The sequence below is a fragment of the Devosia oryziradicis genome, from assembly GCF_016698645.1.
Taxonomy (GTDB): domain Bacteria; phylum Pseudomonadota; class Alphaproteobacteria; order Rhizobiales; family Devosiaceae; genus Devosia; species Devosia oryziradicis.
Window position 1 is genome coordinate 568,027 of the sequence record NZ_CP068047.1, and the last position, 10,587, is coordinate 578,613.

The window sequence follows — 10,587 nt, forward strand, 5'->3', positions numbered from 1 at the left end:
ACTGCGCGGTCGCGACGAACGGTCGTGTGTGGGGATGCCGGTGGGGCCGGAGTCGTTCGGCCCGGCGGAGGAAAATCGGCAGCTACGCTTGCGACACAGCGTGCCTGGCCCGGACCCGTCTCAAACCCCGGCGTGACGGCGAGGCTTTGCCTCTTTTATCTGCGGACTACCCGCTCGGGGCAAAGTCTCGCCATCACTGCAGGACATCCGGAGGCCGGCAGGCAGTCCGGTGCCTTGGCACGCATTGCATTCCCGTCCGAGCCTCCTAAATATCACTCAACAGTTCGGAGTATCTCCCCAAATGAGTGACAGCAATTTCCCCGGGTGGCATGGGACGACGATCGTCTCCGTGCGCAAGGGCAGCAAGGTCGTGGTGGCTGGCGATGGCCAGGTGTCCATGGGCCAGACCGTGATGAAGCATGGCGCCAGGAAGGTCCGGCGCCTGGCCGGCGGCAAGGTGATCGGCGGCTTTGCCGGCTCCACCGCCGATGCCTTTACTCTGTTCGAGCGCCTCGAGGCGCGGCTCGAGCAATATCCTGACCAGCTGATGCGCGCCGCGGTCGAACTGGCCAAGGATTGGCGCACCGATCGCTACCTGCGCAAGCTCGAAGCCATGATGATCGTGGCCGACAAGCGCGAAACCCTGGTCTTGACCGGCACGGGCGATGTGCTGACGCCGGACCATGGCGTCACCGCCATCGGCTCGGGCGGCAATTATGCGCTCAGCGCCGCGCTGGCCCTGCACCAGAATACCGAAATGGATGCCGAGGCCATCGCCCGCAGTGCTATGAAGATCGCCGAGGAGATCTGCGTCTATACCAATGGCAACGTCACGCTCGAAACCATCGAGCTCGACGCGTGAGCTTTTCGATCCGCCAGCTGACCGCCGACGATGTCGAAGCCTATCGGGCCATCCGGCTTGAAGCGCTGACCGTTTCGCCGGAGTCCTACGGCACCTCGGCTGAGAGCTTCAGCCGGCGCACGGTGGAATCGCTTCGCACACAGCTGGCGCAGATGGCCTTTTTCGGCGCCTTCAATGCAGCGGGCGAGCTCTCCGGCATTGTCGCCTATGCCCGCGACGACGGCGAGCGCGAGACGCATCGCGGCTGGTTGCTCCAGGTCTATACCAGGCCTGAGCTGCGCGGCAGCGGCGCATCGCTGGCGATGATCGAAGCTGCGGTTGCGCATGCGCGGACCGAAGTCATCCAGCTGCACCTGATGGTCGGGACGCATAATGCGCCGGCCATCCGGCTCTACCAGAAGGCGGGGTTTGCCATTTACGGCACCGACCCCCGCTGCCTCCAAGTGAACGGTCGCTATATCGACGAACACATGATGGTGCGCTTCCTCGACGAAGGCGCCAGGAAAGACGACGACAAATGAGTGAAACCAATTTTTCCCCGCGCGAGATCGTCAGCGAACTCGATCGCAATATCGTCGGCCAGAACGATGCCAAGCGCGCCGTGGCCGTCGCCCTGCGCAATCGCTGGCGCCGGCAGCAGCTCAGCCCCGAGCTGCGCCGCGAGGTGACGCCCAAGAATATCCTGATGATCGGGCCGACCGGCGTCGGCAAGACCGAGATCAGCCGTAGGCTGGCGCGTTTGGCTCAAGCGCCCTTCATCAAGGTCGAGGCCACCAAGTTCACCGAGGTGGGCTATGTCGGCCGCGATGTCGAGCAGATCGTGCGCGACCTGGTGGAAGCCGGCATCGCGGTTTTGCGCGACAAGCGCCGCGCCGATGTGCAGGCGCAGGCCCATGCCAATGCCGAAAACCGCGTGCTTGACGCGCTGGTCGGCAGTTCGGCCGCGCCCTCGACCCGCGATTCCTTCCGCAAGAAGCTGCGCAACAATGAGCTCGACGACAACGAGATCGAGATCGAGATGCAGCCCTCGCCCAATACCGGGGGGTTCGAGATTCCCGGCATGCCAAATGGCGGCATCGGCATGATCAATCTCAGTGACATGTTCAAGTCGGCCATGGGCGGCCGCGGGGTGAAGCGCAAGATCAAGGTGAAAGACGCCTATGAGCCGCTGATCGCCGAGGAAGCCGACAAGCTGCTCGATCAGGAACAGCTCAAGAGCGAAGCCATCGAGCTGGTGGAAAACCACGGCATCGTCTTCATCGACGAGATCGACAAGGTGGCGGCCCGCGAAGGCGGCGTTACCGGCGGTCCGTCGCGCGAGGGCGTGCAGCGCGATTTGTTGCCGCTGATCGAGGGCACGACGGTTTCGACCAAGTACGGCCCCGTTAATACCGACCATATCCTGTTCATCGCCTCGGGTGCCTTCCATGTCAGCAAGCCGAGCGACCTGCTTCCGGAACTGCAGGGCCGCCTGCCGATCCGGGTAGAGCTCAAGGCGCTGACGCGCCAGGATTTCATCCGCATCCTCAGCGATACCGACAATAGCCTGATCAAGCAGTATGTGGCGCTGATGGGCACCGAAGGTGTGGTGCTCGACTTCACCGACACTGCCATCGAGGCGATTGCCGACGCGGCGGTCAAGGTCAACAACTCGGTCGAAAATATCGGCGCGCGGCGCTTGCAGACGGTGATGGAGCGGCTGGTGGAAGACATCAGCTTCGAAGCCCCCGACAAGCAGGGCCAGACCATCACCATCGACGCCACCTTCGTCGCCGACAAGGTGGGCGTGCTGGCAGCCGATCAGGATTTGAGCAAGTTCGTGCTGTAGGACACTGCCGCTTCAACATACTCTGTGTCACCCCGGCCTTGAGCCGGGGTCCATCTTGATATGCGCGGCGATCGGATGCAGATCAAACACCTTGCGGCCGTGGCTCAATCTCAAGATGGATCCCGGCTCAAGGCCGGGATGACATCGTGGGCGGCTGACCTATCGTTTCTTCCCCGACCGCCGGATCAACTCATCCCTGAGGAATCTCAGATCCTCGGCCTCGAGCTTGCCGATATCGGCTGCGAGCCGGTTGGTCAGCTCGGTCGCCTCGGGCACGAGGCCACCCGTATCGATCGTGACCTTGGGATCGCTCATCTCGGCGAGGCGCTGGAGCTCTTCCGCCTCGTCCCATATCACGTTGAAGAAGGCAATGATGCGATGCAGCAGGAACCCCGTGGGACGGCCCCGGCGGCCATGCTCGAGCGCCGAGAGATAGGCGCTCGAGACGTTGAGCGCCGCCGCCATGTCCTTGAGGGAAATGCCACGCTCCTCGCGCAACTGCCTCATCCTGGCGCCCAACGGGGTCATGCGCGGCGCAGGCGCACATACCACGCCCCCTCCCCCCCATGACCGCGCGCCGCCACGCTCCAGCCCGAAACCATGGGCGAAAGGCTCGGTTCATTGAGCCAGATCGGCAGCATGGTGCGCAACACGCCGCGCTCGGTCATGGCAGCGATATAGTCATTGTCGGTCTTGGCGCCCTTGCCGGTAATGACCAGCACCGTGCGGTCGCCACGGTTGAAGCGGGCATGGATGAAGCCATGCAGCGCCGCGCGCGCCTCGTTCTGGGTCATGCCGTGGAGGTCGATGCGCCCGTCAATGTCGATGCGGCCGCGGCTGACTTTCCGGCGAATGGACGGATCGACCGCCTTGTCGGGCAAGGACGTTGGCGGAAGCGGCGCCTGGTAGGGAGGCAGGAAGGGCTTGCGAGGCTGCTGCCGGGTCGGGGGTGCCTTGGCAACCGCGACGGGCGCCGGTTCCTCCGGCGGAAGGGGGAGTGGTGCGGCGTTGAATTTCAGCAGACCCTTGCGGCGCAGGGGATCGACCGTTGCAGCTACCGCTGTCCACAGGTGGAAGTCGTGCGGCAGGCGCCTGGGATCACGCTTGGACATGGTTGGACTGTGCCGCCCGGCCGCCTTCGGGGATCAGTCCAGCTGGCTGGTCGTCACGACCTTCCAATTGGGGTCGCGCGACTTGGGATTGCGCGCGAAGGTCCATTCGTCGGCAATGGTCTGCACCTGGTCGGCATTGCCCTCGACCAGGTTGCCATCCTTGTCGCGGGTGGCCGAAACCACCTCGGCGTGGAAACGCACGGTGATCAGGACATTCTTGCGGTCGTATTCGGCTTCGGAGATCTCGACCTTGGGCAGGCCGACGAAGGTGAAATCGACGGTCTGGCCAGCCGCTTCCCGCTCGGCAATGGCGCGCTGGAAGCCTTCGAACACGTCCTTTTCGAGAAGGTTCTTGAGCGTCTGGCGATCGCCCGCAGCATAGGCGGTGACGATCATCTCGTAGGCCTGCTTGGCGCCATCGAGGAAGCTCTTGGGCGTAAAGGTCGGATCGGCTTCGACCACGGCGCGGAAACCGGCAGCCAGCTCGGCATTGCCGCGCGAGAACTGCTCGATCTCGGCCTCGGTCTTGCGGGCGCGGCGCTCGTCGTCGAGGTCGGGCGTGCCCGTGCCGCGCGGACGGAGGGGCACCACGGTTTCCTCGGACACTTCGGCCGATGCCGGCTTGCGGCGCTCCACCGGCGGACGTTCATTGCCGGTCCTGGTGCCCAGAACCGAGCGCAGCCGGAACAGCACGAAGACCGCCACGGCAATCACGATAAGCGTGGGCAGGTCGAAGAATTCATCCATGGAGCAATGCACCTTACCTGGTCGCGCCCGAGAAAATCGACGCGTCAGCGCTCGTTGAGCGCAAGATTTTGCCTATATATAGCAATGCCTCACCCCAAAACCAGTTCACACTGGGGCGAGAATGCGTTTTGCCGCACCCGCGCAGAGAAGGAAACCCAGCCCTTGGCCCGATATTTCGCCCTTGGCCTTATTCTCCTCCCCATCGTCGAGATCGCCATTTTCATCAAGGTGGGCCAGACGATCGGGCTGCTGCCCACCCTGGCGCTGGTCATCGGCGCGGCCTTGCTGGGCGGGCTCCTGCTGCGCCAGCAGGGCCTGTCGGTCCTCGGGCAGCTGCGCAACAATGTCGGTCGGGGGCAGATGCCGGGCCGGACCATTGCCGATGCCATGATGATCGGGGTGGCCGCGCTGTTTCTGGTCCTGCCGGGTTTTCTCAGCGATGTCGTTGCCCTGGCGCTGTTGCTGCCGCCGGTGCGCGGCTGGATCTACGGAGCCTTGGCCAGCCGCGTCACCGTGGTCGACAGCGCGGGCTTCCGCCATGCGCCCGGCCGCGATGGTTCACGGCTGGGCCGCGAGGGCACGATAGATCTCGACGAAGACGACTATCGGCCCCGCTGACCGGCGAGCCTTGTCGCTTGGCGGCAAAGATGATAGCCACCCGGCCAACAATATTCCTCGTGAAGGACTAGCAGCACATGGCTGACGATACCCAGGGCGGCGCGGCCCAGAACCCCGCAAACCTGCCCTCGATGAACCTGGTGGGCCAGTATATCCGCGATCTCAGCTTCGAGAATCCGGGTGCGCCCGGCTCGATCATGGCGGGTGGCGGTAACCCGGCCTTCAACGTCTCGATCTCGGTCGGCGTCAAGAAGCAGGCCGACGACATGTATGCCGTCGAGCTCACGCTCAATGCCAAGGCTAACAGAGAAGCCGTGGTGCTGTTCAATGTCGAACTCGTCTATGGCGGCGTGTTCCGCCTGCGCAACGTACCGGAAAACCAGCTCAGCCAGCTGTTGATGATCGAATGCCCGCGGCTGATCTTCCCATTTGCGCGGCAGGTGCTGGCCAGCGTCACCCAGCAGGGCGGTTTCCCGCCGCTGATGATGGAACCGGTCGATTTCGCCGCCATCTATCGGCAGAACCTGGCCAAGCTGGCTGCCCAGCAGGGCGCGGCGCCCCTGACCGCGTCTGCGGCAGAGACCGACAAGCCCAACTGAGGCCTCAGGATTGAATGCATCAAAGCCCCGCCAAGAGCGGGGCTTTTTCATTCTGCAGCGACGTTGTCGCCACCGCCGGCCATGTCGGCATACTTGGCCCAGATGGAATCAGGACCGAGCGAGGCCACCAATTTTTCATGGGCGGCGAATTCATCGGCCAACAGGCGCGGGGGAAGCGGGACCGGCCGCCGGGCTGCAACGATGCGGGTGGCAATGGCATCGGCGCCTGAAATCCGGGTTTCGGCGATCAGCGCCAGGCTGACCTGCTTGCCGCCGATCAGCTCGAGATAGACCTCCGCCAGGATCTCGCTGTCGAGCAGCGCGCCATGCAGGGTACGGCGGGAATTGTCGATGCCGTAATGCTTGCACAGCGCATCCAGGCTGACCCTGGCGCCGGGATGCTTGTCGCGAGCCAGCATGACCGTATCGATCACTTCATTGGCCAGCGGGCGGTGACCAGCGCGTTCCAGTTCGGCATTGAGAAAGCCGATATCGAACGCGGCGTTGTGGATGATCAGCTTGGCGTCGCCGATGAAGTCGAGGAAGTCGCCGACGACGGCCTTGAACAGCGGCTTGTCGGCGAGGAATTCGTCACCCAGCCCGTGCACGCGGAATGCCTCTTCCGGCATCGGGCGCTGCGGGTTGATATAGACGTGGTAGTGCCGGCCCGAGGGAATGTGGTTGATCAGCTCGACGCAGCCGATTTCGACCAGCCGGTCGCCCATGGCGGGCGAAAGGCCGGTGGTTTCGGTATCGAGGACGATCTCGCGATTCATTTTCTTGGCCCTTGGGCTCGGATGCTGGCCACCAGCGCGGCGACCATTTCCACCGTCTTGTCGATCGGCATGCCGGTATCGAACAGATAGGTTGCCCGCGCTTTCTTTTCGTCCTGCGGCAGCTGGCGGGCAAGGATGGTGTCGAGCTTTTCCCCGCTCATTCCGGGACGGGCCAGCGCGCGCTGACGCTGAATGGCGGGATCGACCCAGGTTACCCCGACGGCGTCGAAGCCATAGTCATAGCCGCTTTCGAACAGCAGGGGCACTTCCACGACGGCCAGCGCATGCCCTGCGGCCTCCGCCTCGTCCATGAACCGCGCTATGCGGGCGCGGACCAGTGGATGCACGACGGCCTCCAGGCGCTTGAAGCCATCAGGATCGGCAGCAAGCCGTTGCGACAGCAGAGCTTTGTCGATGCGCCCCTTAGTGGTAACTCCGGGGAAAAGCGCCTCGACCGGCGCCACCGCTTCGCCCCTATAGAGCTCGGCCACAGCCTCGTCGGCGGAAAAGACCGGCACGCCCAGATCGGCGAAGGCCTTGAGCACGGTGGACTTGCCCGTGGCGATCGACCCCGTCATGCCGATGCGCCACATGGTCAGTGACCCAGCGTCGCTTCGATACGGCCACGCAGCTGTGGCGTCACCGCCGGCCGCGTGCCGAACCAGGCCTCAAAGCCGGGCACGGCCTGGTGCAACAGCATGCCCAGGCCATCCACCGTCTTCAGGCCGCGGGTCCGGGCCTCGGCCAGGAGCGGCGTCTCGAGCGGCACATAGACGATGTCGGTGACCAGCGACCGATGCGGCAGCAACGACAGATCGAGGTTGTCGAAGCGGCTGCCATGCATGCCGATCGCTGTGGTGTTGACCACCAGGCCCACCCCGGGCGCGCCCTGGTTGAACCAATCCAGCGGATGGGGCGCGATGCCTGGCCCCAATTCCCGGCTCAAGGCCTCGGCAGTTGCCAAGGTCCGGTTGAGGAGGTGGATCGTTCCGATGCCACGGCTTTGCAGAGCCACCAGGATTGCCCTGGCCGCGCCGCCGGCGCCCAGCACGATGGCGCTCTCCAACCCATCCGACCAGCCTGGCGCACCGGCATCGAGATTGCCCAGAAAGCCGAGATAGTCGGTGTTGGTGCCGTGCACCTTTCCGTCCCGCACCACCAACGTGTTGACCGCCCCAATGCGGGTCGCCAGCGGGTCGACGCTGTCGCACAGGGCGAACACGGCTTCCTTGTGCGGAATGGTGACATTGCCGCCGGCAAATTCGCCGCGACGCAGGCGCTCGAAGAAAGCTGGCAGCGCTTCGGGCGTGACATCGATGGCTTGGTAACTGCCATCGATCCCGCGCTCTTCCAGCCAGGTCCCATGGATCAGCGGCGAGCGGGAATGGTTGATGGGGTGGCCGATGACGAAAGCTTTGGTGGTCACGTGAGGGTCTCGGGAGCAACGGCCCGCAAAGCGGCCAAGAGCGGCAGCAGCGGCAGGCCCAGAATGGTGAAATAGTCGCCGTTCACCGTCTCGAACAGGCGGATGGAAGGACCTTCGAGCCGGTAGCCGCCCACCGAGGCGAGGATAGCGTCGCCTTCGCGCTCGAGCACGTCATCGCGTTCGGCTTGCGAGAATTCGCGCAGCGTCAGTTCGGCGGTTTCAACCCCCGACCACAACAGGATGCCATCGCGGACCAGGGCAACCGCTGCGTTGAGGCGATGGGTCTTGCCGCGCAGGTAATCCAGCTGGTCGGCCGCTTGGGCGCGGTTAGCCGGCTTGTGCAAAAGTTCCGTGCCCAGGCTCAAGGTCTGGTCGGCGCCAATGACAATGGCACCCGGATGGGCGGCGGCGACCGATGCGGCCTTGCCTTCAGCGAGGCGCAAAGCCACGTCGCGACCATCCCCGCCCGCCGCCAAAACCGAGGCTTCCAGCGATCGTTCGTCGATACTGGCGGGCATCGTCGAAAAGGCCAAACCAGCCTGTTGCAGCAGGGTTTTTCGGGCAGCGCTCTGGGAGGCGAGGATCAGCATGCACCGATGTTTTCCACACTGTCATCCCCAGCTCAAGACCCGGCCTGTGACAATGACTCATGGTTTTGCCAGAGGCGGCGATTTGTTCGACTTGGTTACCAAAGGATTAACAATTGGACTCGGCCGCGCCCTGTCAGAGCCGGTGGGATAGGTCTGGGGAAAAGTCCGCTCCGGTCAACACGCGTGATCCAGCGGTTTTGCACATGCCGATTCGAATCATTGACTCGGCAGGCGCCTCGTTAAGACGTCGTTAATCATTTTGGCGCGGCTGGCGCTGCCAATGATTCACAGCCGCTGTTAACGGTCGGTTTACCATGGGCTGCGCCGTTGTGCCGCCATGAGGGCGATTGTGGATGGCGCTGAATTGGCTCAAAACACGGCCATGATAATACTGATACGAAGACAGAAAGACTCTTTAGGGGTTTGGAAGGGAAGCAAGGCGTGACCCACAAGCCTCTCCTCGCCACCGTGCTCGGCCAGCGCCAGGAACGGCCACCGATCTGGATCATGCGCCAGGCGGGCCGCTATCTGCCCGAATATCGGGAGATCCGGACCAGGGCCAAGAACTTCCTCGAGCTCTGCTATTCGCCCGACCTCGCCACCGAGGTCACGCTGCAGCCCTTGCGGCGGTTCGACCTCGATGCAGCGATCCTGTTCTCGGACATTCTGGTCATCCCCGATGCGCTCGGTCAGTCGGTGCGCTTCGAAGCCGGAGAAGGTCCTGTCCTTGATCCGGTGGATGTTGCCGGCATCGACAGGCTGGGGAAGGAAAAGAATCCGCTGGACCATCTGGCGCCGGTCCTGGAGACCTTGCGGCGCCTGCGCGCTGCTATCGCCCCGGAAAAGACCTTGATTGGCTTCTGTGGCTCTCCCTGGACGGTGGCGACCTATATGATCGGTGGCAAGGGCTCGTCCGACCAAGCCGCAGCAAGGCTATTTGCCCTGCGCTACCCGCAAGCCTTTGCCACACTGCTCAATGTCCTGGTCGAAACCAGCATTGATTATCTGGTGGCGCAGTTCGAGGCCGGCGCCAACGTCGTGCAGCTGTTCGAAAGCTGGGCGCTCAATCTGGATGACGCGGCCTTTGCCAGCCATGTGATCGAACCCAACCGGCGCGTCGTGGCTGGTGTGCGGGCCCGCGTGCCCAATGCGCCGATCATCGGTTTTCCCCGGGGCGCTGCGGGCAACCTGGCGCGGTACGCCGCAGAGACCGGTGTCAATGCGCTGGGGCTCGACTACGCCACGCCGCTCGATTTTGCACGGACCTTACCCCCTTCGCTGCCGGTGCAGGGCAACCTGGACCCGTTGCGGCTGGTGGCCGGTGGCGAGCAGCTTGACCAGCGGGTTGACGCCATTATCGCCGCCTTTGCCGATCGGCCGCATATCTTCAACCTGGGTCATGGCATCGTGCCGGAAACCCCGATCAAGCATGTGGAGCGCCTGGTCGACCGGGTCAAGAACGGCTGATCGACGCGAATTCTAGAGGAGTGGGGCATGTATGAATGGGTCAAGGCGCTGCATGTGATCTCGGTGATCGCCTGGATGGCCGGGATGATGTATCTGCCGCGCCTCTTTGTTTATCACGCCGAATCTGCCGCCGGGTCGGAGAAGTCCGAGACTTTCAAGGTCATGGAGCGCAAGCTTTATCGTGGCATCATTACCCCGGCGATGATCGCGACCTGGATCTTCGGGCTGTGGCTCGCTTTCGGCTTTGGCATCGTCGATTTCTCCATGGGCTGGATGTGGCTCAAGGCGGCGATGGTGCTGGCGCTGTCGGGCGTTCATGGCTGGTATGGCGGGTTGCTGCGCAGGTTCCAGAACGATCAGAACACCAGGCCGCATACCTTCTATCGCGCGATCAACGAAATTCCCTTTGTCCTGGCCATCGTCATCGTCATCGCCGTCATCGTGAAGCCGTTTTGACGGGACATGCCCTGCCGCTGGCTGTTTCACGTGAATCGGTTCCGCCGCGGCGGTTTCAACCTTGAAACCGGGCCCGGATCGCGCTACATGCCTATCCAACGCATCC

The 10,587-nt window shown here is 63.5% G+C and carries 14 protein-coding genes; 7 read left to right on the forward strand and 7 right to left on the reverse strand.

The features are described from left to right. Positions 1 to 301: 301 nt before the first annotated feature. Genes hslV through hslU form a run of 3 tightly spaced genes read left to right on the forward strand, consistent with a single transcriptional unit; the run spans position 302 to position 2,690 of the window. Positions 302 to 862, forward strand: a complete 561-nt coding sequence (hslV, locus tag JI749_RS02820) for an ATP-dependent protease subunit HslV (RefSeq protein WP_201658670.1) — start codon at positions 302 to 304, stop codon at positions 860 to 862. After that, entirely contained in the window at positions 859 to 1,383 is a 525-nt protein-coding gene (locus tag JI749_RS02825; RefSeq protein ID WP_201658673.1) for a GNAT family N-acetyltransferase, read from the forward strand. The genes hslV and JI749_RS02825 overlap by 4 nt, the downstream gene beginning before the upstream one ends. Beyond that, positions 1,380 to 2,690 carry an ATP-dependent protease ATPase subunit HslU gene (gene hslU / locus JI749_RS02830; RefSeq protein ID WP_201658676.1) on the forward strand — a complete coding sequence of 437 codons (1,311 nt, stop codon included), beginning with the start codon at positions 1,380 to 1,382 and terminating at the stop codon, positions 2,688 to 2,690. Before JI749_RS02825 ends, hslU begins: the two co-directional genes overlap by 4 nt. Positions 2,691 to 2,849: 159 nt before the next feature. Here hslU and JI749_RS02835 read toward each other — a convergent pair whose 3' ends face one another. The 3 genes from JI749_RS02835 to JI749_RS02845 are packed head-to-tail and all read right to left on the reverse strand — an operon-like array spanning position 2,850 to position 4,549. After that, positions 2,850 to 3,218, reverse strand: a complete 369-nt coding sequence (locus JI749_RS02835; protein ID WP_201658679.1) for a helix-turn-helix domain-containing protein — start codon at positions 3,216 to 3,218, stop codon at positions 2,850 to 2,852. Continuing rightward, entirely contained in the window at positions 3,215 to 3,802 is a 588-nt protein-coding gene (locus JI749_RS02840) for a Smr/MutS family protein (RefSeq protein ID WP_201658682.1), read from the reverse strand. The genes JI749_RS02835 and JI749_RS02840 overlap by 4 nt, the downstream gene beginning before the upstream one ends. A 33-nt stretch (positions 3,803 to 3,835) precedes the next feature. Continuing rightward, positions 3,836 to 4,549 carry a Tim44/TimA family putative adaptor protein gene (locus JI749_RS02845; RefSeq protein WP_201658685.1) on the reverse strand — a complete coding sequence of 238 codons (714 nt, stop codon included), beginning with the start codon at positions 4,547 to 4,549 and terminating at the stop codon, positions 3,836 to 3,838. Positions 4,550 to 4,711: 162 nt separating this feature from the next. Here JI749_RS02845 and JI749_RS02850 point away from each other — a divergent pair, with 162 nt between their 5' ends. Then, a complete protein-coding gene (locus JI749_RS02850) occupies positions 4,712 to 5,167 on the forward strand; it encodes an FxsA family protein (RefSeq protein WP_201658689.1) in 456 nt (151 codons plus the stop codon). 77 nt (positions 5,168 to 5,244) lie between these two features. After that, a complete protein-coding gene (secB, locus tag JI749_RS02855; protein WP_201658692.1) occupies positions 5,245 to 5,766 on the forward strand; it encodes a protein-export chaperone SecB in 522 nt (173 codons plus the stop codon). A 47-nt stretch (positions 5,767 to 5,813) separates the two neighbouring features. On the opposite strand, the gene dnaQ is transcribed toward secB, so the two are convergent. The 4 genes from dnaQ to JI749_RS02875 are packed head-to-tail and all read right to left on the reverse strand — an operon-like array spanning position 5,814 to position 8,558. Next, positions 5,814 to 6,542 (reverse strand): DNA polymerase III subunit epsilon, encoded by a 729-nt coding sequence (gene dnaQ / locus JI749_RS02860; RefSeq protein ID WP_201658695.1) that lies wholly within the window; start codon positions 6,540 to 6,542, stop codon positions 5,814 to 5,816. Then, a complete protein-coding gene (gene coaE / locus JI749_RS02865) occupies positions 6,539 to 7,135 on the reverse strand; it encodes a dephospho-CoA kinase (RefSeq protein ID WP_201658697.1) in 597 nt (198 codons plus the stop codon). The genes dnaQ and coaE overlap by 4 nt, the downstream gene beginning before the upstream one ends. A 2-nt stretch (positions 7,136 to 7,137) precedes the next feature. Beyond that, positions 7,138 to 7,968 (reverse strand): shikimate dehydrogenase, encoded by an 831-nt coding sequence (locus JI749_RS02870; protein ID WP_201658700.1) that lies wholly within the window; start codon positions 7,966 to 7,968, stop codon positions 7,138 to 7,140. Further along, positions 7,965 to 8,558: a Maf family protein gene (locus tag JI749_RS02875; RefSeq protein ID WP_201658705.1), complete on the reverse strand. Its 594-nt coding sequence runs from the start codon at positions 8,556 to 8,558 to the stop codon at positions 7,965 to 7,967. The genes JI749_RS02870 and JI749_RS02875 overlap by 4 nt, the downstream gene beginning before the upstream one ends. Before the next feature lie 441 nt (positions 8,559 to 8,999). Here JI749_RS02875 and hemE point away from each other — a divergent pair, with 441 nt between their 5' ends. Both hemE and hemJ read left to right on the forward strand, forming a co-directional pair. Further along, on the forward strand, positions 9,000 to 10,025 hold the full coding sequence (gene hemE, locus JI749_RS02880; RefSeq protein WP_201658708.1) for a uroporphyrinogen decarboxylase: 1,026 nt from the start codon (positions 9,000 to 9,002) through the stop codon (positions 10,023 to 10,025). 27 nt (positions 10,026 to 10,052) lie between these two features. Then, entirely contained in the window at positions 10,053 to 10,481 is a 429-nt protein-coding gene (gene hemJ, locus JI749_RS02885) for a protoporphyrinogen oxidase HemJ (RefSeq protein ID WP_201658711.1), read from the forward strand. Positions 10,482 to 10,587 lie beyond the last annotated feature (106 nt).